Origin of the sequence: Nocardia sp. NPDC058640, assembly GCF_042716995.1 — a bacterium.
Classification (GTDB): Bacteria; Actinomycetota; Actinomycetes; order Mycobacteriales; family Mycobacteriaceae; genus Nocardia.
On sequence record NZ_JBHXRG010000004.1, the window covers coordinates 93,761 to 120,402 of the forward strand.

The window sequence follows — 26,642 nt, forward strand, 5'->3', positions numbered from 1 at the left end:
GTTGTTGGGGGTCCCAATGGGGTGGGACCGCGTTCTAGAGGGTGAGGCCGACGGTGACCGGCTCTGGTTCCAGGGTTACGCCGAAGCGTTCCTGGACGCCTGCTCGGACGGTGCGGGCCAAGGCGACGATGTCGGCGGCGGTGGCGGTGCCTCGGTTGGTCAGGGCGAGGGTGTGTTTGGTGGACAGGCGGGCGGGGGCTGCTTCGTCGGGGAAGCCTTTGGCGAAGCCGGCGCGTTCGATGAGCCAGCCCGCGGAGAGCTTGGTGCCGTCGGGGGCGGGGTAGGTGGGGACTTTGACGTCGTCGCCGACGTGGGCGGCGATGGCGGCCAGGACCTGGGGGAGTTGTGCGTCGGTGACCACCGGGTTGGTGAAAAACGAACCGGCACTCCAGGTGTCGTGATCGGTGGGGTTCAGGACCATGCCCTTGCCCGCGCGCAGGCGCAGGACTTCCGCGCGGACCTGGTCGACCGGGCGGGTTTCGCCGTCTTTCGCGTCGAGGACTTTGGCCAGTTCGCCGTAGCGCAGCGGCGCGCTCATCCCGCTCGGGTCCAGCGCGAAATCCACCGCCAGGATCACGCCGTCGTTGCTGTGCTTGAGCACGCTGGTGCGGTAGCCGAAACCCAATTCGGCGGGTTCGGCCCAGCGCACCTCGCCGGTCTTGCGGTCGAGCAGACGCACCCGGCGCAACAGCGACGCCACCTCGACGCCGTACGCGCCGACGTTCTGCACCGGGGTCGCACCGGCGGAACCGGGAATGCCGGACAGGCACTCGAGCCCGCCCAGGCCTGCCGCCACGGTCGCCGCGACGACGGAATCCCAGTTCGCGCCCGCCTCGGCCACCACGCCGTCGGCGCGCAGTTCGACACCGGTCGTGTTCACCGCGACGACCACGCCGTCGAAGCCCGCGTCGTCGATGAGTAGGTTCGACCCGCCCGCGATCAGCAGGATGTCGATCCCGGCCGCGTCGAGGGTTCGCACCGTGGCCACCAGGGCGTCGGTGGTCGCGCAGTCGGCGACCAGGGCGGGCCCGCCGACCCGCAACGTCGTCAATTCGGACAAACGCACCGAATCTCGAACCGTCGCGCCGGTCTCGGCAAGCAGTTCACGCAGCTGATCGGAGGACACCACCCGTGTTGTACGCACGTTCGCAGACGGTACCGTGTCGGGCATGGCTACACCTCTGGCGTTCACTGCCGGCTACACGCATTCCGTCGATGCGGTGCGCGCCGCGTACTCCGACGAGCAGTACTGGAAGGCCCGGATCGCCGAGGTCGGCGGCCCCGGCGCGCGACTGTACTCCTTCGCCGTCGACGGTGACCAGGTCCGCGTCCAGATGGTGCAGTCCATCCCCGCCGACCAGCTGCCCCCCGCCATCACCGCGGTGCGCCCCGGCGACCTGGTCATCCCGCGCACCGAGACCTACACCGGCACCGGCGGCATCTTCGAAGCCCACGTCGACGGCGCCCCCGCGGTGGTCCGCGGCACGGTGACCATGGCGCCCGACGGCGGCACCGGCTCCACCACCGCCATCAACGGCACCATCGAGGTGAAGATCCCGCTGTTCGGCGGCAAGATCGAAGCGGCCATCTCCGAGCGGCTGATCGAACTGCTGGGCAACGAGGCGACGTTCACCGAAGAGTGGCTCAACCGCCAGTAGGTCGGTGGCACCGGCGTAATCACGCACAACGGCTCGTTTCAGTCAGAATTCTGATTCGAGCGAGGCCGATTGTGTGATTTCGCCGGACTCGAGTCGGCTGGGTGCGCTCACGCGGCGGCGGACGTACACGTGGGTCGGCTGCGCCGTGAGCACGCTCACGGGGTGCGGGTCGGTAGCTCGGCGTACATTCGATGCGTGAGCAAACATTCGGTAACCGGGCTGTTGCGTGCGCGTGATAGGGCGGTACGCGGTAGACGGCGGGTTTCGGCCGTTCCGGGGTCTGAGAAGGGCGTTCGGGGTGGGCGGTCCGCGGTTGCGGTGATCTTGCTGGCGGTGCTCGTTGTGCTGACCGGGTGTTCATCCGGTGGGCTCGGCGGGGGTGCCGAGCCTGCTGGGCCGGTCGCGCAGGTGACCATCGCGCCCACGCCGGGAGCTACCGATGTCGACCCGGTCGCGCCCGTTTCGGTGAGGGTCGCGCACGGCACCATCGATCAGATCGCGCTCACCAATGCCGCGGGCAAGCAGATCACCGGCGAACTCAGCGCCGATCGCACGACCTATGAGGTGTCCGAACCGCTGGGCTACGGCGCGTCTTACACCTGGGCCGGCACGGCCATCGGCGCCGATGCGAAGCCGATTCCGATCGACGGCACCTTCACCACGATCAGTCCGCAGTCCACGATTCCGGCCACGATCAATATCGGCGACGGCCAGGAGGTCGGCATCGCGGCGCCGATCATTCTGAAGTTCGCGGGGCCCGTCGCCAACAAAGCTGCCGTGGAGAAGGCGCTCACCGTGACCACCGACCGGGAAACGGAAGGGTCGTGGGCGTGGCTGCCCGACGACGGGGGCTCGCGGGTGCACTGGCGTCCGAAGAACTACTGGACGCCGGGCACCACCGTGCACGTCGCGGCGAAGTTGTACGGCGTGGACCTGGGTGGTGGCGCGTACGGCGACTCCGATGTGACTTCCGATTTCACCATCGGCCGCAGTCAGATCGTCATCGCGAACGCCGCGAGCCATCGGATGCAGGTGGTGCGCGACGGGGCCACGATCTTCGACTTCGCGGTCTCCTATGGTGAGGGCAATGAGCCGCGCAATGTCACTCGGTCGGGCGTGCATGTGGTCACCGAGAAGTACGAAGACTTCATGATGTCGAACCCGCCGTACTACACCAACGTGCGCGAACGCTGGGCCGTGCGGATCTCCAACAACGGCGAGTTCATCCACGCCAATCCCGAATCCCTGTCGGCGCAGGGCTCGTCGAATGTCACCAACGGGTGCATCAATCTGTCACCCAGTGATGCGCAGGCCTACTTCCCGACCGCTCGGTACGGCGATCCGGTCGAGGTGACCGGGACGTCCATCGAGTTGTCCCAGGCTGATGGGGATATCTACGACTGGGCCATCGATTGGTCCACGTGGCAGTCGATGTCCGCGTTGGCGGATGGATCGGGCGTCGCGCAGCCGCGCTAGTCCGACGACACCGGCGTAATCGACCACTTCGCCTCGTTCAGGTCGGATTTCCGACTTTTCGAAGGCGAATTGGTCGATTACGCCGGGCTTGTGGTGGGTCAGGCGTAGGCGGGGGTCGGCCAGCGGGGGTGGTTGGTGTCGATGACGTAGGCGTGGGTGTGTTGGTAGTGGCGGGGGCCGACTTTGATGGCGTCGGCGAGGATCGCGGGGTCGACCGTGCCGAGTTCGTGGACGTGGGTGATTTCAGCCGGGTCGTGCCGGGGCCAGAAGCGGATTGCGGCGGCGGTGCCCAGGGCCGCGATGACGGCCAGGGCTGCCCAGGTAGTGGTGAAGCCCGCGGTGGTGGCCAGCCAGCCGGTGATCGGGTAGGTGATCAGCCAGGCCACGTGGGACAGGGAGAACTGGGCGGCGAACAGGGCCGGGCGGTCTTGGGGGCGGGCGGAGCGGCGTAGGACGCGGCCGGTGGGGGTGAGGATCAGGGCGGTGCCCGCGCCGATGGTGGCCCAGGTGGTCAGGGCCGCGGGCCAGTGCCAGGTGCCGGTCGGCAGGGTGGACAGGGTCAGTGCGGCGGTCAGGCCGGTGATGAGAACTGTTGCGCCGGTGAGCATGACGGTGCGTTCGCTGCGGCGGTCCAGGACGGCGGGCAGGGTCAGGGCCATGAGCATGGTGCCCGCGCCGTTGGCGGCCAGGAGCAGGGCGACGCCGGACTGGTTGCCGCCCAGCACATCTCGGGCGTAGTTCACGGTGTTGACCATGACCACCGAACCCGCGGCGGCGACGACCAGGTTCAAGCCGAGCAGGCCGCGCAGGCGGGGAGTCGCCGCGAACAGACGCAGGCCGGCGACCAGTCGTTCCTTGATCGCGCCGTCGCCGACCACCGCGTTCGGGATGCGGGCGGACATCACCAGGGCGACCGAGACCGCGAAACCCAGGCCCGTGCCCACGAACAGCCAGTGGAAACTGATCAGGCTCAGGGCCAGCGCTGCCAGCATCGGGCTGAGCAGGGTTTCCATGGTCGCGGCGAGTTGGGCGGCCGACAGGGCCTTGGTGTAGTCGCGCTCGTCGGGGAGGAGGTCGGGCAGGATCGCCTGGTAGGTGGGGGTGTAGGCGGCGGAGGCGATCTGCAGCAGCGTGATGAGCACGTAGATCTGCCAGATCTGGTCGACGAAGGGCAGGGCGAGCACGATCGCGCCGCGAATGCCGTTGAGGGTCATCAGGAATTGTCGGCGGGGGAGTTTGCCCGCGTAGGCGCCTGCGATCGGGGCGATGGTTACGTAGGCGACCATCTTCAGCGTCAGCGCGGTGCTGAGGACGAGGGCCGCGTCGGCGCCTGCCAGGTCGTAGGCGAGCAGGCCCAGGGCCACGGTGGTGAGTCCGGTGCCGAACAGGGCCGCGATCTGGGCGGTGAACAGCAGGCGGTAGTCGCGGTGGGCGAACAGTGAGGTGGTCATGGTGCCTGCTCCTTCGAGGCTGCTTATCTGCGTATGAATGCAATAAGCGGGATATGGCTCGAAGTATTCCCGGAACGGATCGCGGGGCAGGAGGACGTACGTAGTGAAAGCCCGGCCAGCGGTTGGCGGTCCCGGCCCGGCTCGGCCGGTGGGGCTAGGCCGCAGCCCGGCCGGTCGGTGGACGTTGTGCAGTCAGCCCGGCCGGTGACTCGGTGCCACCGGCCGGAGTGTGGATCAGGCTTCGACGGACTCGTTCGCGCGTTCCTTGCTCAGCTCGACGGCCTGGTCGGTGGTCAGGCCCTGCTGCTTGGCGAGCAGGTCGCGGATCTCGATGAGCAGTTCGGTCTCGGTGGGCTCGGCGTCCTTGGTGGTGCCGAACTTGTTCTTCAGGGTCTTCATGGGCAGCATCAGCACGAAGTACAGCACCGCCGCGACCATGGCGAAGTCGATGAGGCCGGTGATGATCGGGCCGACGGCGATGAAGGTGGCCGGCTTGTCCGCCACCAGCTGGAAGCCCAGGCCCAGTTCGTTGGTGGAACCGAAGACCGCGAGCAGCGGGCTGACGATGCCCTTGGTCACCGAGGTGACCACCGCGGTGAAGGCGGTGCCCATGACGACAGCGACCGCGAGGTCGATGACGTTGCCGCGCATCAGAAAATCTTTGAAACCACTGAAAACGGACTTCAGACCGAGCATCGCTGAACGACTCCTTAGGCTGGCTAATAGCAAACGGTTATGTTAACGGCCATTAGCCGATCGCGGCAAACTTTGGGCAACGCCTGAACGGCCCGTCCTCAGTATCGAGTCCAGCCGCCCGGCTCGCCACTCGAGCAGCAGTCGGTCCGGGTTCGCCTGTGGCGTCGTCGAATTCAGCGTTCGCGATCAGGAAGTTCGGTGAACAAGCTGGTCAGGCCCTTCACCCTGGCAGTGTCGAGCCTCACGTTTAACGCCGCGCGAAGGAACCCGGACCCGCCTGATCTCGCGGCTTCACCACGATCGTGTCGAGGTTGACGTGCGACGGGCGCGACGCCACGAAGCCGACGATCTCGGCGATGTCCTGGGCGTAGAGCGGGTCGATGCCCTCGTAGACCTTGGCGGCGCGGTCGGCGTCGCCGTCGAAACGGACCAGGGAGAACTCGGTCTCCACCGCCCCGGGGGCGATCTCGGTCAGGCGCACCGGTTGGCCGAGCAGTTCACCGCGCAGGGTGCGGTGGACCACGGCTTGGGCGTGTTTGGCGGAGGTGTAGCCGGACCCGTTGTCGTAGGTGAGCATGGCGGCGATGGAGGTGACGGTGACGATCAGGCCGTCGCCCGACGCGACCAGTTTCGGCAGCAGCGCCTTGGTCACGCGCAGGGTGCCCAGGACATTGGTTTCCCACATCCAGCGCCAGTCGTCGAGGTCGGCGTCGGCGACCGAGGCCAGGCCTTTCGCGCCGCCCGCGTTGTTGACCAGCACGTCGACGTGTTCGATCGCGTCGGTGAAGGCGCGCACCGATTCGTCGGAGGTGACGTCGAGTTCCAGCGCGGTGCCGCCGATCTCCGACGCCAGGGCCTGCACCCGCTCGAACCGGCGGGCACCCACATAGACGTGATAGCCCTGCTTGGCCAGTTCCCGGGCGGTGGCTTCGCCGATGCCCGAGCTGGCTCCGGTGACGACGGCGGTGCGAATGCTCATGGTGGTCGATCCTATTCGCCCCGGAGATGGCGTCACCACGGCTGGGATCACGGTGACGATTAGGCGTGGGTTCGTGGCCGTGCGTGGCTGAGGGGGTGCGCCGTTACCCTGTCGGCATGGCTATTCGTGATGCTGTCAGTGCCGATGGAACGACGATCGTCTACCGGGTCGGTGGTGCCGGTCGGCCGCTGGTGTTGTTGCACGGGTGGGCCGGGAATCTGCGGTGTTGGGGTGCGGCCGCGGACGAGTTGGCGCAGTGGTATCGGGTGATCGCGGTGGATCTGCGGGGGCACGGGTATTCCGATGATCCGGGTGCGGGATACGACGATCCGAAGGCGTGGGCGGGGGATGTGGCGGCGGTGTTGGCCGCGGAGGGGATCGACTCGGGGGCGGTGCTGTTGGGGTGGTCTTATGGCGGGATCGTGGCTACCGATTACCTGGCTACCCATGGGACCTCGGCTGTCGCGGGGGTGATCTATTGCGGGGCGCCCGCTCATATCGGTCGCGATGTGCCCGGTGCGGCGCCGGGGCCCGCGATGGAGAAGGCGATTCCCGGGGTGTTCGACGAGGCGGCGGGGCGGGCGGTGCGCGCGTTCTCAGTGTTCGGCAATGCCAATACCGGGCCCGGCGCCGATAAGGGGGTCGACGCGCAGCGGTTGTTCGGTGGCAGTCTGGCGACCGCACCTTCGGTGCGTAAGGCGCTGTTCTATCGCACGATCGACAACACCGAAACCCTTCGTGCCCTTGATGTTCCGGTGTTGGTCATGCACGGCACCGAGGATCCGGTGGTGCCCGCGGCCAACGGTCAGTACATCGTCGACACTGCACCGAACGTGTCCGCTTCGTTTTGGAAGGGTGCGCAGCACGGGTTGTTCATCGAGGATCGTGCGCGGTTCGTTGCCGAGGTCAGCGCGTTCATCGATGGTCTGGAGTGAGTCCGATCTGCCCGTTCGACTGTGAATGGGCAATGTTTCAGAAACACGTCCGGGACGTGTGAGGGCGACCTACTCTGAGCTCGACGGCCATGTCCTGCGGCCGGGCATGGAGGTGGCGCATGGGCGTCTTGACGCGATGTGTGCTGGTCCTGACCGCCGGGTTGGCGTGTGTCGCGCCGGTCGCGAACGCGAGTCCTGATGTCGCGCAGGTGATTTCCGCCGCGCCCGGTCCCGGACGTGCGGTGGAACTGGTCGTGCACTCGGCCGCCATGGGGAAAGCGGTGACCGTGGCGGTGCTGCCCGCGGCCGATCGCGCGGCGAAAGCGCCGGTGCTGTACCTGCTCAACGGTGTCGACGGGGGCGGGGCGCGCAGCGGGGACTGGCGCGAGGGCGGTAACTGGCTCACTCGCACCGACGCCGACCCGTTCTTCGCCGACAAGCAGGTCACCGTCGTGATGCCGATCGGTGGCGCGGGCAGTTACTACGCCGACTGGCGGGCCGACGATCCTGTGCTCGGTCGGCAACGCTGGACCACTTTTCTCACTCGTGAACTGCCGCGTCTGATCGATGCCGAGTTCCATGGCAGTGGCGCCAATGCTGTTGCGGGCGTGTCGATGGCGGGCACCGCGGCGTTTCAGTTGGCGTTGGCCGCGCCGCAGTTGTACCGGGCCGTCGGCTCGTACAGTGGTTGCGTTTCCACCAGTGGGCCGCAGGGGCACGCGATCGTCAATACCGTTGTCTCCGGTCAGAACGGCGACCCTGTGAACATGTGGGGACAACCCGGCGACCCGCTCTGGGCGGCCAACGACCCGTTTCTGCACGCCGAGCGGCTGCGCGGACTGGCCATCTATGTGTCGTCCGGGAACGGTCTGCCCGGCGGGCTCGACACCGTGAATGGTCCTGGGGTGCACGGTGATTCGATGAAGCTGGTGGATCAGTTGGTGATCGGCGGTGCGCTCGACGCGGTGACCGCGCTGTGTACGCAGCAGTTGGCTACCCGGTTCGGCGAGTTGAAGATTCCCGCCACCGTTGATCTTCGACCCGACGGCACGCACTCGTGGGGTTACTGGCGCGAGGATCTGCGCAAGTCGTGGCCGGTGTTCGCGCAGGCGTTGCGCGTCGGCTGAATTTCCGCTGTGCGAACAAGTTCGCAGAGTCGGTGTGAATGTTTTCGCAAGAGGTAATGGTGGCTCGGCGGGCCTGATTGGTCCTTTTCGCTTGCTGAAATGCGGTCGGCAGAACCCTGCGTCGATGTCGATCGAGTGGGTATACACGCAGGTAGAACTATCAGTGTGATTGTTCTGCGGCACCGATGTGATACGTCCGTGATTGTAGTTGCGCACCAACTGCATCGAACGGACAAATTCGCGTGAAATCTTCTGGTAACCGTCACAGACATTCGGTGAATTCGTGTGTAGCGTTCGGGAATGTCGTTGGATCGTTGGTGGAGAGAAGGATTCGGCGTCGAGATCGGAGTTCGATGATGTTCGGTCGGGCAATAGGCGCTCGAGTACTGGTGGCCGTGTCGGCACTGGTGGCCGGTGCCGTGATCGGGGTGCCCGCGGTGGCGCAGCCCGAGAGCGCGCGGATCGAGGATCAGCGGGTCGAAGCGGATCGCACCATCGCCGTGGGCGTGTACTCGCCGGCCATGGACATCGTCACGCGCGTGCGCGTACTGCGCGCCGCGGACCCGAATTCGCCCGCGCCCACGCTGTATCTGCTCAACGGGGTCGGCGGCGGCAGCGACGGGAACTGGCTCGACCGCACCGATGTCGTGGAGTTCTTCCGCGACAAACAGGTCAATGTGGTGATCCCGTTCGGCGGGGCGGGCAGCTATTTCGCGGACTGGCGCACCGACGATCCGGTGTTGGGCAAACAGCGGTGGACCACGTTTCTCACCAAGGAACTGCCGCCGGTGATCGACGCGGAATTCGACGGCACCGGCGCCAATGCCATTGCGGGACTGTCGATGGCGGGCACCTCGGTGTTCCAGCTCGCGCTGTCGGAACCGGGACTGTATCGGGCGATCGGGTCCTACAGCGGGTGCGTGCGCACCAGTGATCCACGCGGACAAGCGATCGTGCGCACCGTGGTCGGCAGCAGGCTGGGCAACGCGGGCAACATGTGGGGTCCGCCCACCGACCCGCAATGGTCGGCCAACGACCCCTACCTGCACGCGGAATCGTTCCGCGGCACCGATGTGTACATCTCGTCGGGCAACGGGCTGCCGGGACCGTTCGACACCATCGCCGCCCAGGGCGACCCGGCGCAGCTGGCGATGCAGTTGGTGTTCGGTGCGTCGCTGGAAGCCGTCACCAACGTATGCACGCAACAGTTGCGTGACCGGCTGCAACAGCTGGGCATCCCCGCCACGGTCGACATGCGACCCAACGGCACCCACTCGTGGGGCTACTGGGAACAGGACATGCACAAATCGTGGCCCGTGTTCGAAGCGGCACTGCGTCGACCGTGATCGCGCTGCATCGATTGTGATGTCGAAAATCCGCTCGCGCTTCGTCGGCGAATCGGGCAGGCTGACCTGCGACGAGCACGTGAACTCACTCACGAATGCGCTGTGACGGCCGTCACCGATCCCGGTAGGGGCTTCGGGGGCGGCGTCGCGGCGTGCACACTGGAGAGTGTGAGCCAGCGTCGTCCCGAACTTTTGCCGCACCGGATAGCGGTGTTGTCGGTGCATACCTCGCCGCTGGCGCAGCCGGGCACCGGGGACGCGGGCGGGATGAACGTCTACGTGCTGCAAACCGCGCTCGAGCTGGCCAAACGGGGCACCGAGGTGGAGATTTTCACGCGGGCGACGTCGTCGGAACTGCCGCCGGTGGCCGAGGCCGGGCCGGGCGTGATCGTGCGTCATGTGGTCGCGGGGCCGTTCGAAGGGTTGGACAAGCACGAGCTGCCCACGCAGTTGTGTCCGTTCACCGCCGAGGTGTTGCGGCAGGAAGCACGGCATCTGCCGGGGCACTACGACCTCGTGCACTCGCATTACTGGCTGTCGGGGCAGGTCGGGTGGCTCGCGCGGGATCGGTGGCGGGTGCCGCTGGTGCACACCGCGCACACGCTTGCCGCGGTGAAGAACGCGGCGTTGGCGCAGGGGGATACTCCTGAACCCGAGACCAGGGTGATCGGCGAGAAGCAGGTGATCGCCGAAGCTGATCGGCTCGTGGCCAATACCGATGACGAGGCCCGTCAGCTGGTCGATCTCTACGGTGCCTCGCGCGATCGCATCGACGTGGTGCCGCCCGGTGCGGATCTGTCGCGCTACCAGCCCGGTGACAAGCTGGCCGCGCGCGCGGAACTGGGACTGCGGGCCGACGAGCAGATCGTCGCGTTCATCGGTCGGATCCAGCCGCTCAAGGCTCCCGATGTGCTCGTGCGGGCCGCCGCCGAACTGATTTCGCGCGATCCTGCGCGCAAGCTGCGGGTGTTGATCGTGGGCGGGCCGTCCGGTTCCGGGCTGGCCAGGCCCGACGCGTTGATCGAACTGGCCGCCGACCTCGGCATCGCCGACCAGGTCACCTTCCTGCCGCCGCAACCCGCGCACAAGCTCGTGCAGGTGTACCGCGCGGCCGACGTGGTCGCGGTGCCCAGTTACAACGAATCCTTCGGCCTGGTCGCCATCGAGGCGCAGGCCAGCGGCACCCCCGTGCTCGCCGCCGACGTCGGCGGCCTGGGGACCGCGGTGCGCAATCACGAATCCGGGCTGCTGGTTCCCGGCCATCGCACGCCCGACTGGGCCGACGCGCTGGGCTCGCTGCTCGACGACACCGACCGCCTGACGCGCATGGGCCTTACCGCCGTGCAGCACGCCAGCCGGTTCTCCTGGGCGCACACCGCCGACGGCCTGCTCGACAGTTACGCTGCCGCGATGGCCGGATTCCGCGCCGAACGCGGTCCCATCGCCCTGCACGCGGGCGATACCCGACAGGCCAGATCGCGGGCGCTGCTGCGGCGCCGGACAGGAGTGCGCCGGTGAGCGCCGTTTCGCAGATCATCGACGACACACTGCGCGATCGCGAGATCGAATACACCCGGCACGGCGACGACACGTTCATCGTCGTGCTGCCGGGAGAACGCAAGCTGAAAACCACCGTGATGCTGACGGCCGGCAAGCACGGGGTTCGCATCGAATCGTTCGTGTGCCGCAAGCCCGACGAGAACTTCGAAGGGGTCTACAAGTACCTGCTTCGGCGCAACCGTCGGCTCTACGGGGTGGCGTACACCCTGGACAATGTCGGCGACATCTATCTGGTCGGGCGTATGGCGGCCGAATCGGTCACCGCCGACGAACTCGACCGGATCTTCGGTCAGACGCTGGAAGCCGTCGACAACGACTTCAACATCCTGCTCGAACTGGGGTTCGCGGAATCCATTCGCAAGGAATGGAAGTGGCGGGTCTCGCGCGGGGAATCGTTGAAGAACCTGCGTGCGTTCGAACACCTCATCGACGACGACGAGCTCGACAAGGCATGAAAAAACCCGGTACCGCGTTGTGCGGCACCGGGTTTCAGGTCAGCAGTTCGACGGCACCGGTTCGTTGCGGAACCGGGACTCGACGTAGTTCCACGCATCAGGGAAGCCCGCCACCGCGGCGGTCATGTGCTCGGAGATCTCCACGGTGTTCAACTGCACCGGGGTACCCGACTTGCACCAGTGCGCGATGGTGTCCGCGACCGGCGCGTACGGGGTGAGGATGTCGTACTTACCCTGCCAGATGTAGGTGGGAGCGGTCGGCGCGCCCTGGAAGTGCACCAGGCTGTTCTCACGCAGCACACCGCGCGCGACCTCGCTGGTCAGCAGTTCCTTCGACGCCGCCATCTGGTCGGCGTTGCGCAGGGCACCGTGGAACAGCAGGAAGCGACGGCACGCGTCCTTGGTGAAATCGCGGAACCACAGGCCGTTCTCGTTGAGCTGATCCGACACCGGCACGCGATCGGGGTACTCACGCTCGATGCCCATCGCGGCGGCGAACGCCAGACCGAAACCGGGGTGCGGTGCGAAACCCAGTGCGTCGGCCATCAATTCGAGGTCGGCGGGGATACCGCCCGACACCACCGCGGCCAGCTTCAGCTCCGGCGCGTAGGTGGGCTGCAGTGCCGCCGCCCACGCGGTCGCCATGCCACCGCCGGAGTAACCCGCGATCGCCACCGGTGAGGAACCCACACCCAATTCGGCGACCTTCTGCACCGCGCGCACGCTGTCCAGAGTGACCATGCCGCTGAGCTTGGCCGCACCGTAGGCCACCGTCGGGCCCAGGTAGTCGGGCACCGAGATCGCCCAGCCGCGCGCCAACGGCAACATCGCGCCCGCGGCATCTTGCAGCTCACCGTTGAACATCGACTGCGACGGGTTGCAGCGCGTGCCGATGGAGTTGATCAGCGCCTGGTACGACACCAACGGCGGGTTCTTCACACCGACCGGCAGCAGCACCGTGGTCACGCCCATGATCGCGTCGCCCGCGGAGTTGGTGGAGCGGAACGCGACCTGGTGGCCCTGCGTGCCCGGGTACATCCAGGTGTCGATGTGGCGGCTGCGCACCACGTCGCCGGGAGCCAGCGCGCCGATGTTCGCCGGTGCGGCGAAGAACGGATCCGGATCAGGCGTCGGATACAGCGGATTCGCACCCGCGGGAGCGGCGAACAAGCCCACAGACAGCAGACTCAACACCAAGACAACTATTTTCGACACAGCTTTCCTTCATCAACAGTAGTGCTGCCCAACTAAGACGACCCGACCCGAGACGAAGTATCTAACGAAAACCGGTGAAATGTACCGACCAGTAGTCAAAGTGTCGTGTGCCACATGTTGTGATCGTTCACATCGACTTCGGGCCGTTCAGGTGGCACGGTATCCCGACGCGGCAGGTAGGAGGAGTGATGACGGCGCTCGCGCTCGACATCGGGGCGACGAAATTCGCTGCGGGGCTTGTGGACCCGCACTACCGGGTGCACGAGGTGCGGCAGGTGGCCGCCGCCACCGACGATCCTTGGGCCACCTGCCGGGACCTTTTGCTGGCTGTGGCAGGTGACAATCGGGTGCGCTCGATCGGGATCGGCTCGGCGGGGCCCGTCGATGTGCGCGCGGGAGTGACCCGGCCGTTGAACCTGGCGGCGTGGCGGGACGGGTTCGCGATCGTCGACCATGTGCGGGCGTTGTTCCCGGACGCGGAGGTGCGGTTCGCGATCGACGGGGCGTGTCTGGTGTTGGCCGAGCATCGGGTCGGCGGGTTGCGTGGGGTGGACAACGGGTTGGCTTTGACCGTGTCGTCGGGGGTTGGTGGGGGGATCATCGCCGATGGACGAGTTGTGGTGGGGCGCACCGGGAATGCGGGGCACATCGGGCACATTGTGGTGCCCGGTGATGACACACCGTGTCCCTGTGGGGGATTCGGGTGCGTGGAAGCGGTGGCCAGTGGGATGTCGTCGGTGCGGTGGGCGCGTTCGCGCGGGTGGATGGGATCGAACGGTCTGGAGCTCGCGGCGGCCGCTCACGCTGGGGACGCGATCGCGGTGGCGGCGATGGCGCGGGCGGGAACTGCGTTGGGACAAGCGGTTTCGTCGGCCGCGGCCTTGTTGGATGTGGATCGGGTGGTGATCAGTGGCGGGTTCGCGCAGTCGGGGCAACCGCTGTGGGGGCCGTTGCGGGCTGCGGTGGCACGGCATTGTGGGCTCGAGTTCGTTCGCGGGTTGCGGGTGGAACTGTCGAGATTGAGCGACGGGGCGACACTGGTGGGTGCGGGGGTGCTCGCGGTCGACGGTGGGGGACAGGTCAGTTCGGCATGAGGGGGACTCTTCGGTCCGAACTGTGGTGTGCTCGGGCGCGTTCGGGCGAGTAGCACGTTTGCGGGCGTAGCCTCGATGAGGTGGCTGCCGACTATGTGCCGGGCGATGTCGTCCATATTCCGCAGGGTCCGTTCCAAGGGGTGTGCGCCGTCGTGCGCGAGGTCGACTCCGTGGCGTCGCGATTACAGGTCGACGCGCTGGTCAAAGGCGGAACGCACGGCCTGAACCTCGGGTTCGACGAGGTGGAGTGGGCCTGACATCTCCGCAATGTCAGAATGGCCTCTATGACCTACACCCTCGTGCTGCTGCGCCACGGCGAGAGCGAATGGAACGCCCTCAACCTGTTCACCGGCTGGGTGGACGTGCAACTGACCGACAAGGGCATCGCCGAGGGTAAACGGGCCGGTGAACTGCTCAAAGAAGCAGGCATCCTGCCCGACATCGTCTACACCTCGCTGCTGCGCCGCGCCATCAGCACCGCCGACAACGCGCTGGGCACCGCCGACCGGCTGTGGATCCCGGTCGTGCGTGACTGGCGCCTCAACGAACGCCACTACGGCAACCTGCAGGGCAAGAACAAGGAGCAGGTCCGCGAGGAATACGGCCAGGAGCAGTTCATGCTCTGGCGTCGCAGCTACGACACCCCGCCGCCGCCGATCCAGCCCGACAACCCGTACAGCCAGGCCGACGACCCGCGCTACGCCGGCATCCAGGTCCCCAAGACCGAATGCCTCAAAGACGTTGTCGAGCGGATGGTCCCGTACTGGGAGACCGCCATCGCGCCCGAACTGCGCACCGGCAAGACCGTGCTGGTCGCCGCCCACGGCAACTCGCTGCGCGCGCTGGTCAAGCACCTCGACGGCATCTCCGACGAGGACATCTCCAGCCTGAACATCCCCACCGGTATCCCGCTGGTTTATGAACTGGACGAGAACATGCGTCCGGTGAAGGCCGCGGAATACCTGGACCCGGCCGCTGCCGCTGCCGGTGCTGCCGCTGTCGCCAACCAGGGCGGTAAGTAACCCTTTTCGTTCGGTCGGCCCCACACCGTTGCGCGGTGTGGGGCCGTTTTGCGCTGCTGGACGCGTTTCACCGGCGACGCGGCGTCGATCCGACCATGATCCGCAGGTCGGCCCGGCCGCGATGTCACACTCGCGCCGGTTATGTCGTCACTTCTGTAGACGCCGCGAAAAACGTGGCCGCCGAAGGAGTTACGCGCATGAATACCGCCTACGTCATCGTCACCGTCGTCGCCGCACTGTGGGTCGGGTTCTCGGCGTTCTCGCTGCTGCGTCGGGCACCGTTCGTGGTGGAACCGCTGGTGGAATACGGCGTTCCGCAGACGTGGTGGGCACCGCTGGGGATCGCCAAGGCGCTCGGCTCGATCGGGCTGCTGATCGGGTTGTTCGTGCCGGTGATCGGGGTTCTCGCCGCGATCGGGCTGATCCTGTACTTCGCCGGTGCGGTGGTGACGGTGCTGCGGGCGCGGTCGTACAAGACCGTCGCGTTCCCGGTGCTGTACCTGGCCCCGGTCGCCGTCGCCTTGGGTCTCGGCCTCGCGGTGTGAACCGTTGCGGGCCGCCCGAGCCCGGCGTAATCACCCAATTCGCCTCGAAATAATCAGAAAACTGATTTTCGAGCGTCGTTTTGGACGATTACGCCGGGCTGTCCGTTGTTCAGGCGTCGGCCACGGCGAAAGCGGCCGACAGCGGCGGAAGCATGGCGCGGGCGTCGCAGCCCGCGAACCACAGGCCCACGGTGAAGACCGAGGTGGCCTCCAGGTATCTGGCTCGGTGCAGTCCGCCTGCCAGGAATGGTTGCAGGGCAAGGTCTTCGGCGAGTTGGGCCACTGTTCGGACGGCTTCGGGATCGTCGCCGCAGATCGGGACGGCCAAACGCACACCGTCGAAGACTCGGTCAGTGCCTGCCCAGACTTCGGCGGCGATCAGGTTGAAAGCCTTGACCACGTGGGCTTTCGGTGCGGCTGCCGCGATCCGCTCGGCCACCGCGTCCTCGCTCAGCACGAACGCGGTGACGCCTTCGGGGGCGGATTCGTCGGGGAGAAACGCGTTGGTGCAATCGATGACGACCTTCCCGGCCAGGTCGTGGCCGTGTGCGCTGAGCAGTTCGGTGAGAGCACTCACCGGCACCGCGAGCAGCACCACATCGGCGAAGGCGATCGCCGCGTCGATGGTCGTCGCGTCGACCGGGGTGCTGCCCAGCACTGTGGCAGGGTCGGCGGGATGTAGACCCGCGGCGGGCGTTCCGTTCGCGTCGACCTGCCGATGGTCGTGCGGCAAGCTCCCGCCGCGTACCGCGTTGATCTCGGCCGCGAGCGCGCGCGCCGAGTCTGCCGAGCGGGCGCCGATCCGTACCTCGTGACCCGCCGCGGCCCAACCGCCGCCCAGGGCAGACGCCATCGCGCCCGCGCCGATGATTCCGATTCGCATGAGAACTCCTGTGATGGGCATGTCGTGCCCGATGGCATCGACCACACCGACGCTAGAAAGTTCGAAAGGCACTTCCGGGTGCCTATCGACGGTGGCACGCTGGAACACGTGACCACCGCGGCGCAGTTCCCGCCCTACGGCGACTATGAGGCCGACTGTCCCGCGCGGATGGCGGTGGATCTGTTCGCGAATTCGTGGCTGCCGGTGATCGTGTATCTGCTGCGCGATGGTCCGCAACGTCACAGCGAACTTCTCGCAGGCTCGGGCGGGATCAGTCAGAAGATGCTCACCCAGACCTTGCGGCGGATGCAGGCGATGACGCTGGTACGCAGGCGGCGGTATGCCGAAGCGCCGCCGCGGGTGGAGTACGAACTCACCGAAGCGGGGCGGGATCTGCTGGTTCCGATTTATGCGCTCGGTGCATGGGTCGACCGGCATGGGGCCGCGGTGAGTGCCGCGATGTACGGCGAATCGACCGGCTGACACGCCCGGCGGATGTGAAAGTGCCTGCTGGGTGAACGGCAAACCAACGCCGTGCCAAGTGCCCGTGACCTGCGTTGAACTTCGTCGACCCGGCGCCGGGATGTCGGTGCGCACTCGTACGATCAATGGTGTGAGTGTTCCGCAGGCCGTGCTGTTGGCAGTCCTCGCGGCTGTCGTGGGACTGGCAGTCGGTGGCTTGCTGATCCCGTACGTCAACGCCAGACAGGCCGCTCGAACCCAGGAAGACACCGGGCTGACCATGTCGCAGGTGCTCGACCTGATCGTGCTCGCGTCGGAGTCCGGGATCGCGGTGGTCGACGAGTATCGCGATGTGGTGCTGGTCAATCCGCGCGCGGAAGAGCTCGGACTGGTTCGTAATCGGTTGCTCGACGAACGGGCTTGGGCCGCGGTGGAGAAAGTGCTGGCCACCGGCGAATCCGCGGAATACGACCTCACCGCCAAGAACCCGCTGCCCGGTCGCGGCCGGATCGCGGTGCGTGGCGTGGCCCGCAAACTGTCTCGTGAGGAAACCAGCTTCGTCGTGCTGTTCGCCGACGACGATTCCGAGCAGGCCCGCATGGAAGCCACCCGACGCGACTTCGTCGCCAATGTCAGCCACGAACTCAAGACTCCCGTCGGCGCGATGAGCCTGCTGGCCGAGGCCATGCTGGAATCCGCCGACGATCCCGACGCGGTGCGCCACTTCGGTTCGCGGGTGCTGGGGGAATCGCGGCGGCTGGGCAAGATGGTCACCGAGCTGATCGCGCTGTCGCGGCTGCAGGGTGCGGAGAAACTGCCCGACCTGGCCGTGGTCGATGTCGACACGGTGGTGCAGCAGGCGGTCGACCGCTCGCGCACCGCCGCCGAGGCCGCTGGCATCACCGTGAGCACCGACCGGCCCAGCGGGCTGGAAGTGCTCGGTGACGAAACGTTGCTGGTGACCGCGCTGTCGAATCTGGTGGAGAATGCGATCGCGTATTCACCCCAGGGCTCGCACGTGTCGGTGAGCCGGTCGCTGCGCGGCGATCATGTCGCGATGGCGGTCACCGACCGTGGCATCGGCATCGCCAAGGAAGACCAGGAACGGGTGTTCGAACGGTTCTTCCGCTCGGACAAGGCCCGCTCGCGGTCCACCGGCGGCACCGGCCTCGGCCTGGCGATCGTCAAACACGTGGCGGCCAACCACAACGGCGAGATCACCCTGTGGAGCAAACTGGGCACCGGTTCGACGTTCACGTTGCGCATCCCCGCCCATCTGGAAACCGATGGGGACGAGGACGTGGAGCAGACGCCCGAGCCCAGCACGAGAGAAACCAACGTCGCGCGCACTCTCGCGGGACGAACGAACGGTGTGGAGGCACGCAGATGACGAGTGTGTTGATCGTCGAAGACGAGGATTCGCTGGCCGAACCGCTGGCGTTCCTGCTTCGCAAGGAAGGCTTCGACGTCACCGTCGTGGGCGACGGCCCGTCCGCACTGGCCGAATTCGACCGCTCCGGCGCCGATATCGTGCTGCTGGACCTGATGCTGCCCGGCATGAGCGGCACCGACGTGTGCAAGCAGCTGCGCACCCGCAGCGGCGTGCCGGTGATCATGGTGACCGCGCGCGACAGCGAGATCGACAAGGTCGTGGGGCTGGAACTGGGCGCCGACGACTACGTCACCAAGCCGTACTCCGCGCGCGAACTGATCGCGCGCATCCGGGCCGTGCTGCGCCGCGGTGCGGGCGACGAGCTGGACTCGGGCAGCGAGAACGGTGTGCTCGAGGCCGGGCCGGTGCGCATGGATGTGGATCGGCACACTGTGCACGTCAACGGTGCGCAGGTCACGTTGCCGCTCAAGGAGTTCGACCTGCTCGAATACCTGCTGCGCAACTCCGGTCGCGTGCTCACCCGTGGACAGTTGATCGACCGGGTGTGGGGTGCGGACTACGTGGGCGACACCAAGACCCTGGACGTGCATGTGAAGCGTCTGCGTTCGAAGATCGAAGCCGACCCGGCCAAGCCCGAGCACCTGGTGACCGTGCGAGGCCTCGGCTACAAGCTCGAGGCCTGACTCAGACACGAAAAAACCCGGCATCGAGGTGATGCCGGGTTTTGTGTATTTCCAGGCTTACACGGCCGACCAGGCGACGCCGATGGGGGTGTCCATCTTCTTCAGCGAGACCCAGCCGAAGGCGTCTTCCTGCATGCAGTCGTAGATCGGCACGTCGGCGCCGTTGCCACGGCAGGCGATCGTGGAGGAGGTGCCCATGGTGGACACGATGATGAACTTGCCGTCCTTGATCGCGTTCAGTGCCGCGGGATCGGTGTAGTTCACGAAGCTCGAGGTGAAGTCGGCGTACTGCGCCGGATCGCCGTTGGGTTCGGCATTTGCCAGGCCGGTCATGGTGAGGGTGGCGCCGATCACGAGCGTCGCCAGGGAAAGCGCTTTCTTCGACATGAACCGATACTCAACCCGATCTCGGTGTCGAACGCATGGCGAGCAGGTGAACCGGACTGTTGCGAGGGTCTCACTGCGCGTGATTCGGGGTGTGAGCCTCGGGGTGCAGCCGCTCTGCCTCCACCGTGGCCGGATGCACCGCGACCAGGCCCAGACCCTCGCGTCGTCGGCAATGCCGCGACAGTTCGTCGTAGGCGGGCGCACCGAGCAGCTCACGCAGCTCCGGGCCGTAGGACTGCCACACCGGCTTGGTGCCCACGTGCGCGTCGGGGGAGCCGGTGCAATACCAGTCCAGATCCAGCCCGCCCGGACCCCAGCCGCGCCGGTCGTACTCGGTGACCACGGTGCGCAGGATCTGCACGCCGTCGGGGCGTTCCACCCAGTCCTGGGTGCGGCGGATCGGCAGCTGCCAGCACACGTCCGGCTTCACTTCCAGGGGCTCGATGCCCTTGCGGACGGCCATGATGTGCAGCGCGCAGCCGGGGCCCGCGGCGAAACCGGGGCGGTTGAGGAAGATGCAGGCGCCGTCGAAGCGGCGGGTGCGCAGGGCCGGTTCGTCCTCCAGCTCGTCGAGTTCGAGGTAACCCTTCTTGACGACTTTGCCGTTCTCGGTGGCCTCGCCCATGAGCTGCCAGTCGTCGGGTGTGAGCATCTTCACAGCACCGTTGAGGCGCTTGCGATCGTCCTTGTCGGCGAGGAAAGCGCCGTGCGAACAGCACCCGTCGTCGGGGCGTTCGGCGATGATGCCCTGGCACGCGGGCGTGCCGAACACGCAGGTCCAGCGCGACAGCAACCAGGTCAGATCGGCCACGATCTGGTGCTCGTCGTTTGCTGGGTCGGTGAACTCGATCCACTCGCGCGGGAAATCGAACTCGACTTCCGGGGCCGGATCGATCTTATTCGCAGGTCGGAGCCGGGTCTGTGCGGTGCCAGATACGCCTTCGGTCACAATCGCAGACGCTAACAGTTCAGTCGCCTGGCCTGTTGTACCGGATCACCAAGTACCGTATTCGTGTGCGGCTTGGTGTTCTCGATGTCGGAAGCAATACCGTCCACCTGCTCGTGGTGGACGCGCATCGTGGTGGCCACCCGATGCCCATGAGCTCGTCGAAGTCGGCGTTGCGCCTGTCGGAGAGCATGGACTCGATGGGCCGGATCACCGAGGAAGGCGAGGCGCGACTGATCGCGACCATCGCCGAATTCGCTGACCTGGCCCGCAATTCCAAATGCGTGGAGCTGATGCCGTTCGCGACGTCGGCGCTGCGCGAGGCGACCAATTCCGAGGAAGTGCTGGCCCGAGTGCGGTCCATGACCGGGGTCGATCTGCAGGTGCTGTCCGGCGACGACGAAGCTCGCCTGACGTTCCTGGCGGTGCGCCGGTGGTTCGGTTGGAGCGCGGGCCGGATCATCAACCTCGACATCGGTGGCGGCTCGCTCGAGCTGTCCAACGGCGGCGACGAGGAACCCGACGTGGCGCTGTCGCTGCAACTGGGCGCGGGCAGGCTCACGCGGGAGTGGCTGCGCGACGACCCGCCGGGCAAGCGCAAGATCGCGGTGCTGCGCGACTGGCTCGACGCCGAACTGGTCGCCCCGTCCAAGATCATGATCGAGGCGGGCAAGCCCGACCTGGCCGTCGGCACTTCCAAAACCTTCCGTTCGCTGGCCCGCCTGACCGGTGCCGCACCCTCGGCCGCCGGACCGCGTGTGCGCCGGACACTGACCAGCTCCGGTCTGCGCCAGCTGATCGCGTTCATCTCCCGGATGACCGCCTCGGACCGCGCGGAACTGGAAGGCGTGAGCTCCGACCGCTCCCAACAACTGGTAGCCGGTGCGCTGGTCGCGGAGGCGAGCATGCGGGCGTTATCGCTGGACAGCATCGAAATCTGTCCCTGGGCGCTGCGCGAAGGACTTATCCTGCGCAAACTGGACTCCGAACCCAATGGCGGAGGACCGGTCGAACAACCGCCGGTGACCCCGGTCGCAGAGGTGGAGACGGCATGAACGGGCAGGTTCGCACGACCAGGCCGGAGGCGGTGGCTCGCGTGCGTTCGCGAGGCAGTAGAGCGTGCCGGAAGGACGCAGTATGAGTGGCGAGGATTCCAAGCAGTTATCGGTGGCGGAGCTGCTGGCTCGCAATGCCGCACAGGGTGCCGCACCCGCGGCCTCCGGTGGTGGCGGCCGACGGCGGCGCAGTGGGCGTGGGGTGTCGGTCAATGATCTGACCGGCGAGAACGCGGCTGTGAAGCCGAACTCCCATGCAGCGCCCGCGGCACCTCCCGCGCCGGCCGCTTATGCGCCCGCGCCGAGCTACGAACCCGCGCCGAGCTACCCGCCTGAGCCCAGTTACGAACCGCCCGCGAGTTACCAGCCCGCGCCGTACCCGCCGCCCGGTCCGGCTGAGCCGGCTTTCTCGCCGATGTCGGGGCCGATCACTCGCTTCGATCCCCATGCTTCGACGCCGGATCCGCTGGGCTTGGGCGAGCAGCGGCCGTCGTCTGATCCGTTCGGGCCGTTCCGGGCCGAGGCGCGTGACGCCGGTGCCCGTGGGCGTGGACCGAATCGGCTCGGGGTGCCCGGTGGTGCTTCGCAACCGGTTGATCCGGCCATCGCCGAAGCTTTCGGGTCGGGTGCGATGCCGGCTGTCGGTGGGGGTCGTCGGCATCGGCCCGAGGAGTCTGAGGTCGCGCAGCCCTCGCCGCCGGTGAGTGGTGGGCGGGCGGCTCGTCGGCGGGCTGCCGAGGCTGCGGAAGAGGCTGTGGAGCCGCCTGCGGCTCGGTCGTTCGACGCTCCGCTGTACGAGTCGGGGATCGATGCGCCGCGGGCGTTCATGGGGCGGCCGGGGCAGAGTTCGGGGTTCGACAGTCTTCCTGATCCTGGGTTCGATGGTGGGTTCGGTCAGGGCGGTGGGGCGTTCGACGGGCGGCCCGCGTCGGGGTTCAATGGGCCGCCGGGTGAGTCTTTCGACGGGCGGCCTGCTTCGGGTGCGCGAGGTTTCAACGGGCGCAACGGTTCTGGTGAGGCCGTGCCGGGGTTCCCTGCTGCTGGTTTCGACCAGCCTGCTCCTGGTTTCGAGTCTGCGCCGGGGTTCGATGCGCCCGCGCCGAGCGGATTCGAGCCCAACGCCACGCAGGCCTACAACGTCGCGCCGAGTGTCGATGTGCCCACGCGTGGTGCCGCACCGGCGGACAAGCGGCCGTCGCTGGATCGTCGGCGGGGGTCGGCGGAGCCGAAGTCCGGTGGGTTGCCGTCGTGGTCCGCGCGTCGGCATCGGCCCGACAAGGCCGCGCCCGAGAGCGGCGGGTTCCCGACTGCGGCGTGGTCGCCGGTCAGCCAGGAGCAGCCGCTGGTTTCCGGGCAGTCCGTGGCCGGGGATCTGCTGCGGCAGCGCGCCGATCGTGCGGCCGACGCGCACACCGAGGTGCATCGCCTCGACGTCGACCCGATCACCGGCGACGAGCCCGACACCGACGACTACGCCGAATCCGAGTACGACGACCGCGACTACGTCGACAACGACTACTCCGACGGTGACTACGTCGAGTACGACGACGACTACGACGACTACGAACCGGAACCGAAGCCGACCAGAGCCGGCAGGCGGGCCGCGACCAAGGCCGCCGCGTCGAAGGTCGCGGGTCGGGCGAAGTCGAAGGTGGCCGGTCGCGGCAAGTCCGGCGAGTCGAAAGTTGCGAGCCGGAAGACGGGCAATCGGGCCGGTGGGTCGTTGGCCGACCGGGCCGCACGCGTGTCGAGCATGGCGCGTGGCTCCGACGAGAACGACAACCGTCGACAGTGGATGATTCTGGGCGCGCAGAGCGTCGGCGCGGCGATCGCCGGGATGTTGCTGTTCAAGGGTTTCGAGGTCATGTGGGAGACCATGCCGTGGGTCGCGCTGGCCCTGGCCACGGTGGTGATTCTCGGTCTGGTCGCGCTGGTGCGCATCCTGCGCCGCACCGATGACATCTTCAGCACCGTGATCGCGGTGTTCGTGGGCGTCTTCGTGACGCTGGGACCGCTAGCCTTTCTCCTCAGTACCAGCTGAATACAGGGAGTGGGCTGTGGGGAACGCACGAGCGGACATCGCGATCGGGCTGTCGACGGCCTCGGTGTATCCGGAGAACACGCAGGCCGCGTTCCGATACGCGGCCGAATTAGGGTACGACGGTGTGGAATTGATGGTCTGGGCCGAACCGGCCAGCCAGGACATCGCCACCGTGCAGTCCTACGCCAAGCGCTACGGCGTTCCGGTGTTGGCCGTGCACGCGCCGTGTCTGCTGATCTCGCAACGGGTCTGGGGCGCCGACCCGGTGGCCAAGCTGGAACGCAGCGTGCGCACCGCCGAGGCGCTGGGCGCGGACACGGTCGTGGTGCACCCGCCGTTTCGCTGGCAGCGTCGCTACGCCAAGGGTTTCGCCGATCAGGTCGGTGAGCTCGAGGCGCATCACCCGGTGAAGGTCGCGGTGGAGAACATGTTCCCGATGCGCGCGGACACCCTGTTCCGCGAGGGCGCGGTGCGCAGGCTGGAACGCCGCGCGGGCCCTGGACGTGCGGTGAGCGCATTCAGCCCGTCGTACGACCCGACCGACATCGGCTTCGACCACTACACCCTCGACCTGTCGCACACCGCCACCGCGGGCACCGACGCCCTCGAGCTGGCCCGCCGCATGGGCAGCGGCCTGGTCCACCTGCACCTGGCCGACGGCCGCGGCGCCGCCCACGACGAACACCTGGTCCCCGGCGACGGCACCCAACCCTGCGCGCAACTGTGTGAACACTTGGTGCACACGGGTTTCCGCGGCCACGCCGTCGCGGAGATCAACACCCAGAACGCGCGAACCACCACCCAACGCGCAGCCCAACTGTCGCGCACCCTGGATTTCGCCCGCCGCCACCTCACCGGCGCATCGCCCGACCCCCAGCCGCACCACGCCGACCTGCCGTGACCGGGGGAATAGTGGGGGCGCGTGCAGGCTTGTACGCTGTACGAATCCCGCTGGGCCCCTTCGACCAGGAGTGACGATGACGCGAGAGCTCGCGACCGATGCGCCGTTCAGCCAGGTCCTGGACCTGACCGAGCTGACCACCACCGACGCCGAGACCGGGCGCTTCGCCGGCGTCATCGGCGATACCTGGACCATCGGACCCAAGGTGCACGGCGGCACCATGGTCGCCGCGACCGCCGCCGCGGCCACCCGCTGGCTCACCGAGACCGACGAGTCTCTCGCCCAGATGGCACCCATCGCGGCCAGCACCGACTTCCTCGGCGCCCCGGACCCCGGCGAGGTCGAATACGCGGTCCACATTCGCAAGAAGGGCCGCCAGATCTGCCTGGCCGACGTGGACCTGATCCAGAACGGCCGCACCCTGGTGCGCACCGCGTTCACCTTCGGGTACCTCGACTCCACCGAAACCAGCTGGACCGGCCCCGAAACCGACATGCCCGCCGAACCCAGCGACGAAGCCATCCGGTACAGCCCGGATTCGCCGATGGGCAAGATCGTGCACGTCAGCCAGGGTGCGCACCTGCTGATCGACCCCACCTGGGGTGAATTCCTACGCGGCGAGACCGGTCCGCCCCGGCTGCGGCTGTGGATCCGTCCGTTCGACGGCGACGAAACCGATCCGCGCGCCCGCGCCGCCTTCGCGATGATGGCCGCCGACATCAGCCCGCCGGTGCCGATGAACCTGGGCCACTTCGGTTGGTCGCCCACGGTCCAGATGACCACCTACCTGCGCCGCATCCCCGCCCCCGGCTGGTTGCGCGTGATCGCCACCGCCCGTGAGGTCGGCGAGCGCATGTTCGACGAGGACCACCTGGTCATCGACTCCACCGGTGCCGTGGTGGCGCAGAGTCGCCAGCTGGCTTTGATCCCGGCGGCGCGCTGAGGCTGTCCGGCCCACTAATCTTGTTGTCATGACGAGAATTGCGGTGGTCGGTGGCGGTCGGATCGGTGAGGCGCTGGTGGCCGGATTGCTGGAATCCGGTCGGGCGACCAAGGATCTGGTCGTGGTCGAGCCGGTCGCCGCCCGCGCCGCGCAGCTGGCCGAGCGGTTCAAGGTGCGGGTGAGCGGGTCGGTCGCCGACGCGGTCGAGGGCGCCGACATCGTGGTCATCGCGGTCAAGCCCGGCGTGGTCGACTCCGTGCTCACCGACCTGTCCAAGGCCGATCTGGACAACGGTCGCGACCAGGTGCTGGTGTCGCTGGCCGCGGGTGTGTCCACCGCCCGGCTCGAGTCGAAACTGCCCGCCGGTTTCCCGGTCGTTCGGGTGATGCCGAATACGCCCATGCTGGTCGGGCAGGGGATGAGCGTGCAGTCGCCGGGCCGCTACGCCAAGCCCGAGCAGCTGGAACTGGTCGGCGACATGCTCGAAGCCGTCGGCAAGGTCGTCACCGTGCCCGAGGCGCAGATGGACGCGGTCACCGCGGTGTCCGGTTCGGGTCCGGCCTATTTCTTCCTGGTCGTGGAGGCCATGATCGACGCCGGCGTGGGCCTCGGGCTCACGCACGATGTGGCCAGCGAACTGGTCGTGCAGACCATGATCGGCTCGGCCGCGCTGCTGGACGAGACCGGGCAGAGCGCCGCGGAATTGCGCGTCGCGGTCACCTCACCCGGTGGCACCACCGCCGCCGCCCTGCGCGAACTCGAACGTGGCGCGCTGCGTTCGACCTTCATCGAAGCCCTGCACGCGGCCAAGCGACGCTCGGCCGAACACGGCGCAACGAACGAGTGACGAACGGGTACTCGGTTTGAAAACCGATTTCTCCCACCCGTCGCAGTAATCCCACTGGTCCCGCTAAGCTCGTAGAAGCACGTGCGTGTCTGTTCCGCTGGTGGGGAAGCCGGCGGCGCGGGCGTGCCGGAGGTCAATGGTGCCATGATGTCTGCGAACAGAATGTCCAGTAATCCATCGGCGTCGGGCGGTGGTTCGGGTTCGCCCGCGCCGCGGGTCGGCGCCACCCCGCAAACGGTGATCGGCGGCGGCACACAGTTTCTCACCGTCGCCGAAGTCGCCGATCTCATGCGGGTCTCCAAAATGACGGTGTACCGGCTCGTGCATTCGGGTGAACTGCCCGCGGTGCGTGTCGGACGCTCGTTCCGAGTGCACGCGAAGGCGGTGCACGACTACCTGGAGACGTCGTATTTCGACGCCGGATAGATGTAGTTCGGCCAGGTACAAGGGCGGTTTCGTTGCTGCTCGGGTGCCCCGGTAGCATGGACCACTGGTTCGTGTCCGCCTGCCGGTGGCACCGTTCGTGGTGTCCGGTTGCCCCG

Annotated in this window: 28 protein-coding genes; 20 read left to right on the forward strand and 8 right to left on the reverse strand. The window is 67.3% G+C overall.

The genetic code is table 11. The features are described from left to right. Window positions 1–34 precede the first annotated feature (34 nt). The gene (locus ACFWU5_RS08415) at window positions 35–1,126 is read right to left on the reverse strand and encodes a UDP-N-acetylmuramate dehydrogenase (protein WP_379266703.1); all 1,092 of its coding nucleotides are present in this window, start codon (window positions 1,124–1,126) and stop codon (window positions 35–37) included. Between the two features lie 43 nt (window positions 1,127–1,169). On the opposite strand from ACFWU5_RS08415, the gene ACFWU5_RS08420 reads away from it, so the two are divergent. Beyond that, a complete protein-coding gene (locus tag ACFWU5_RS08420) occupies window positions 1,170–1,658 on the forward strand; it encodes a DUF2505 domain-containing protein (protein WP_379266612.1) in 489 nt (162 codons plus the stop codon). 342 nt (window positions 1,659–2,000) lie between these two features. Then, window positions 2,001–3,134: an Ig-like domain-containing protein gene (locus ACFWU5_RS08425; protein WP_379266704.1), complete on the forward strand. Its 1,134-nt coding sequence runs from the start codon at window positions 2,001–2,003 to the stop codon at window positions 3,132–3,134. A gap of 98 nt (window positions 3,135–3,232) precedes the next feature. On the opposite strand, the gene ACFWU5_RS08430 is transcribed toward ACFWU5_RS08425, so the two are convergent. The 3 genes from ACFWU5_RS08430 to ACFWU5_RS08440 all read right to left on the reverse strand — a co-directional run bounded on the left by ACFWU5_RS08430 (window position 3,233) and on the right by ACFWU5_RS08440 (window position 6,260). After that, window positions 3,233–4,585 (reverse strand): MFS transporter, encoded by a 1,353-nt coding sequence (locus tag ACFWU5_RS08430; protein ID WP_379266613.1) that lies wholly within the window; start codon window positions 4,583–4,585, stop codon window positions 3,233–3,235. Window positions 4,586–4,819: 234 nt separating this feature from the next. Then, on the reverse strand, window positions 4,820–5,236 hold the full coding sequence (locus ACFWU5_RS08435; RefSeq protein WP_379266614.1) for an MscL family protein: 417 nt from the start codon (window positions 5,234–5,236) through the stop codon (window positions 4,820–4,822). Between the two features lie 292 nt (window positions 5,237–5,528). After that, window positions 5,529–6,260 carry an SDR family NAD(P)-dependent oxidoreductase gene (locus tag ACFWU5_RS08440; RefSeq protein WP_379266615.1) on the reverse strand — a complete coding sequence of 244 codons (732 nt, stop codon included), beginning with the start codon at window positions 6,258–6,260 and terminating at the stop codon, window positions 5,529–5,531. A gap of 116 nt (window positions 6,261–6,376) precedes the next feature. On the opposite strand from ACFWU5_RS08440, the gene ACFWU5_RS08445 reads away from it, so the two are divergent. From ACFWU5_RS08445 to ACFWU5_RS08465, 5 genes are all read left to right on the forward strand, one after another. Continuing rightward, entirely contained in the window at window positions 6,377–7,195 is an 819-nt protein-coding gene (locus ACFWU5_RS08445; protein WP_379266616.1) for an alpha/beta fold hydrolase, read from the forward strand. A gap of 119 nt (window positions 7,196–7,314) precedes the next feature. Further along, window positions 7,315–8,322 carry an alpha/beta hydrolase gene (locus tag ACFWU5_RS08450; RefSeq protein ID WP_379266617.1) on the forward strand — a complete coding sequence of 336 codons (1,008 nt, stop codon included), beginning with the start codon at window positions 7,315–7,317 and terminating at the stop codon, window positions 8,320–8,322. 356 nt (window positions 8,323–8,678) lie between these two features. Next, window positions 8,679–9,668: an alpha/beta hydrolase gene (locus tag ACFWU5_RS08455; RefSeq protein WP_379266705.1), complete on the forward strand. Its 990-nt coding sequence runs from the start codon at window positions 8,679–8,681 to the stop codon at window positions 9,666–9,668. Window positions 9,669–9,827: 159 nt separating this feature from the next. Next, window positions 9,828–11,186: a D-inositol-3-phosphate glycosyltransferase gene (mshA, locus tag ACFWU5_RS08460; protein WP_379266706.1), complete on the forward strand. Its 1,359-nt coding sequence runs from the start codon at window positions 9,828–9,830 to the stop codon at window positions 11,184–11,186. A gap of 14 nt (window positions 11,187–11,200) precedes the next feature. After that, entirely contained in the window at window positions 11,201–11,683 is a 483-nt protein-coding gene (locus ACFWU5_RS08465; RefSeq protein ID WP_379266707.1) for a YbjN domain-containing protein, read from the forward strand. Between the two features lie 39 nt (window positions 11,684–11,722). On the opposite strand, the gene ACFWU5_RS08470 is transcribed toward ACFWU5_RS08465, so the two are convergent. Beyond that, complete coding sequence (locus ACFWU5_RS08470) at window positions 11,723–12,898, reverse strand: lipase family protein (RefSeq protein ID WP_379266618.1); 1,176 nt, start codon at window positions 12,896–12,898, stop codon at window positions 11,723–11,725. Window positions 12,899–13,086: 188 nt separating this feature from the next. Here ACFWU5_RS08470 and ACFWU5_RS08475 point away from each other — a divergent pair, with 188 nt between their 5' ends. The 4 genes from ACFWU5_RS08475 (at window position 13,087) to ACFWU5_RS08490 (ending at window position 15,559) form a co-directional block, all read left to right on the forward strand. After that, complete coding sequence (locus tag ACFWU5_RS08475; RefSeq protein WP_379266619.1) at window positions 13,087–13,992, forward strand: ROK family protein; 906 nt, start codon at window positions 13,087–13,089, stop codon at window positions 13,990–13,992. Window positions 13,993–14,072: 80 nt separating this feature from the next. Continuing rightward, window positions 14,073–14,249: a hypothetical protein gene (locus ACFWU5_RS08480; RefSeq protein ID WP_379266620.1), complete on the forward strand. Its 177-nt coding sequence runs from the start codon at window positions 14,073–14,075 to the stop codon at window positions 14,247–14,249. 27 nt (window positions 14,250–14,276) lie between these two features. Then, entirely contained in the window at window positions 14,277–15,014 is a 738-nt protein-coding gene (locus ACFWU5_RS08485) for a phosphoglyceromutase (protein WP_379266621.1), read from the forward strand. 197 nt (window positions 15,015–15,211) lie between these two features. Beyond that, window positions 15,212–15,559 (forward strand): DoxX family protein, encoded by a 348-nt coding sequence (locus ACFWU5_RS08490; RefSeq protein WP_379266622.1) that lies wholly within the window; start codon window positions 15,212–15,214, stop codon window positions 15,557–15,559. Window positions 15,560–15,668: 109 nt separating this feature from the next. On the opposite strand, the gene ACFWU5_RS08495 is transcribed toward ACFWU5_RS08490, so the two are convergent. Then, window positions 15,669–16,442 (reverse strand): NADPH-dependent F420 reductase, encoded by a 774-nt coding sequence (locus ACFWU5_RS08495; protein ID WP_379266623.1) that lies wholly within the window; start codon window positions 16,440–16,442, stop codon window positions 15,669–15,671. A gap of 78 nt (window positions 16,443–16,520) precedes the next feature. On the opposite strand from ACFWU5_RS08495, the gene ACFWU5_RS08500 reads away from it, so the two are divergent. The 3 genes from ACFWU5_RS08500 to ACFWU5_RS08510 all read left to right on the forward strand — a co-directional run bounded on the left by ACFWU5_RS08500 (window position 16,521) and on the right by ACFWU5_RS08510 (window position 18,980). After that, window positions 16,521–16,925 (forward strand): winged helix-turn-helix transcriptional regulator, encoded by a 405-nt coding sequence (locus tag ACFWU5_RS08500; protein ID WP_379266625.1) that lies wholly within the window; start codon window positions 16,521–16,523, stop codon window positions 16,923–16,925. 130 nt (window positions 16,926–17,055) lie between these two features. Beyond that, on the forward strand, window positions 17,056–18,294 hold the full coding sequence (locus tag ACFWU5_RS08505) for a sensor histidine kinase (protein ID WP_379243453.1): 1,239 nt from the start codon (window positions 17,056–17,058) through the stop codon (window positions 18,292–18,294). Continuing rightward, a complete protein-coding gene (locus tag ACFWU5_RS08510) occupies window positions 18,291–18,980 on the forward strand; it encodes a response regulator (RefSeq protein WP_379243451.1) in 690 nt (229 codons plus the stop codon). Before ACFWU5_RS08505 ends, ACFWU5_RS08510 begins: the two co-directional genes overlap by 4 nt. A 57-nt stretch (window positions 18,981–19,037) precedes the next feature. On the opposite strand, the gene ACFWU5_RS08515 is transcribed toward ACFWU5_RS08510, so the two are convergent. Beyond that, window positions 19,038–19,367, reverse strand: a complete 330-nt coding sequence (locus ACFWU5_RS08515) for a hypothetical protein (RefSeq protein ID WP_379243449.1) — start codon at window positions 19,365–19,367, stop codon at window positions 19,038–19,040. Window positions 19,368–19,437: 70 nt separating this feature from the next. Continuing rightward, window positions 19,438–20,316 carry a hypothetical protein gene (locus ACFWU5_RS08520; RefSeq protein WP_379266626.1) on the reverse strand — a complete coding sequence of 293 codons (879 nt, stop codon included), beginning with the start codon at window positions 20,314–20,316 and terminating at the stop codon, window positions 19,438–19,440. A gap of 65 nt (window positions 20,317–20,381) precedes the next feature. On the opposite strand from ACFWU5_RS08520, the gene ACFWU5_RS08525 reads away from it, so the two are divergent. From ACFWU5_RS08525 to ACFWU5_RS08550, 6 genes are all read left to right on the forward strand, one after another. Further along, entirely contained in the window at window positions 20,382–21,368 is a 987-nt protein-coding gene (locus tag ACFWU5_RS08525; protein WP_379243445.1) for a hypothetical protein, read from the forward strand. 82 nt (window positions 21,369–21,450) lie between these two features. After that, entirely contained in the window at window positions 21,451–23,409 is a 1,959-nt protein-coding gene (locus ACFWU5_RS08530; RefSeq protein ID WP_379266627.1) for a hypothetical protein, read from the forward strand. A 16-nt stretch (window positions 23,410–23,425) separates the two neighbouring features. Next, window positions 23,426–24,310, forward strand: a complete 885-nt coding sequence (locus ACFWU5_RS08535) for a sugar phosphate isomerase/epimerase family protein (RefSeq protein WP_379243441.1) — start codon at window positions 23,426–23,428, stop codon at window positions 24,308–24,310. Window positions 24,311–24,386: 76 nt separating this feature from the next. Beyond that, window positions 24,387–25,253, forward strand: coding sequence for a thioesterase family protein (locus tag ACFWU5_RS08540; protein WP_379243439.1), 867 nt, complete (start codon window positions 24,387–24,389; stop codon window positions 25,251–25,253). 28 nt (window positions 25,254–25,281) lie between these two features. Then, window positions 25,282–26,100 (forward strand): pyrroline-5-carboxylate reductase, encoded by an 819-nt coding sequence (gene proC / locus ACFWU5_RS08545; RefSeq protein WP_379243437.1) that lies wholly within the window; start codon window positions 25,282–25,284, stop codon window positions 26,098–26,100. A gap of 144 nt (window positions 26,101–26,244) precedes the next feature. Continuing rightward, window positions 26,245–26,526: a helix-turn-helix domain-containing protein gene (locus tag ACFWU5_RS08550; protein ID WP_228537168.1), complete on the forward strand. Its 282-nt coding sequence runs from the start codon at window positions 26,245–26,247 to the stop codon at window positions 26,524–26,526. Window positions 26,527–26,642 lie beyond the last annotated feature (116 nt).

Bases quoted from the DNA above. Each gene is read 5' to 3' on its own strand.
- ACFWU5_RS08510 (WP_379243451.1), top strand. From the start codon at position 18,291: ATGACGAGTGTGTTGATCGTCGAAGACGAGGATTCGCTGGCCGAACCG.
- ACFWU5_RS08530 (WP_379266627.1), top strand. From the start codon at position 21,451: ATGAGTGGCGAGGATTCCAAGCAGTTATCGGTGGCGGAGCTGCTGGCT.
- ACFWU5_RS08515 (WP_379243449.1), bottom strand. From the start codon at position 19,367: ATGTCGAAGAAAGCGCTTTCCCTGGCGACGCTCGTGATCGGCGCCACC.
- ACFWU5_RS08490 (WP_379266622.1), top strand. From the start codon at position 15,212: ATGAATACCGCCTACGTCATCGTCACCGTCGTCGCCGCACTGTGGGTC.
- ACFWU5_RS08445 (WP_379266616.1), top strand. From the start codon at position 6,377: ATGGCTATTCGTGATGCTGTCAGTGCCGATGGAACGACGATCGTCTAC.
- ACFWU5_RS08430 (WP_379266613.1), bottom strand. From the start codon at position 4,585: ATGACCACCTCACTGTTCGCCCACCGCGACTACCGCCTGCTGTTCACC.
- ACFWU5_RS08475 (WP_379266619.1), top strand. From the start codon at position 13,087: ATGACGGCGCTCGCGCTCGACATCGGGGCGACGAAATTCGCTGCGGGG.
- proC (WP_379243437.1), top strand. From the start codon at position 25,282: ATGACGAGAATTGCGGTGGTCGGTGGCGGTCGGATCGGTGAGGCGCTG.
- ACFWU5_RS08455 (WP_379266705.1), top strand. From the start codon at position 8,679: ATGTTCGGTCGGGCAATAGGCGCTCGAGTACTGGTGGCCGTGTCGGCA.
- ACFWU5_RS08435 (WP_379266614.1), bottom strand. From the start codon at position 5,236: ATGCGCGGCAACGTCATCGACCTCGCGGTCGCTGTCGTCATGGGCACC.
- ACFWU5_RS08485 (WP_379266621.1), top strand. From the start codon at position 14,277: ATGACCTACACCCTCGTGCTGCTGCGCCACGGCGAGAGCGAATGGAAC.
- ACFWU5_RS08450 (WP_379266617.1), top strand. From the start codon at position 7,315: ATGGGCGTCTTGACGCGATGTGTGCTGGTCCTGACCGCCGGGTTGGCG.
- ACFWU5_RS08550 (WP_228537168.1), top strand. From the start codon at position 26,245: ATGATGTCTGCGAACAGAATGTCCAGTAATCCATCGGCGTCGGGCGGT.
- ACFWU5_RS08420 (WP_379266612.1), top strand. From the start codon at position 1,170: ATGGCTACACCTCTGGCGTTCACTGCCGGCTACACGCATTCCGTCGAT.
- ACFWU5_RS08440 (WP_379266615.1), bottom strand. From the start codon at position 6,260: ATGAGCATTCGCACCGCCGTCGTCACCGGAGCCAGCTCGGGCATCGGC.
- ACFWU5_RS08495 (WP_379266623.1), bottom strand. From the start codon at position 16,442: ATGCGAATCGGAATCATCGGCGCGGGCGCGATGGCGTCTGCCCTGGGC.
- ACFWU5_RS08540 (WP_379243439.1), top strand. From the start codon at position 24,387: ATGACGCGAGAGCTCGCGACCGATGCGCCGTTCAGCCAGGTCCTGGAC.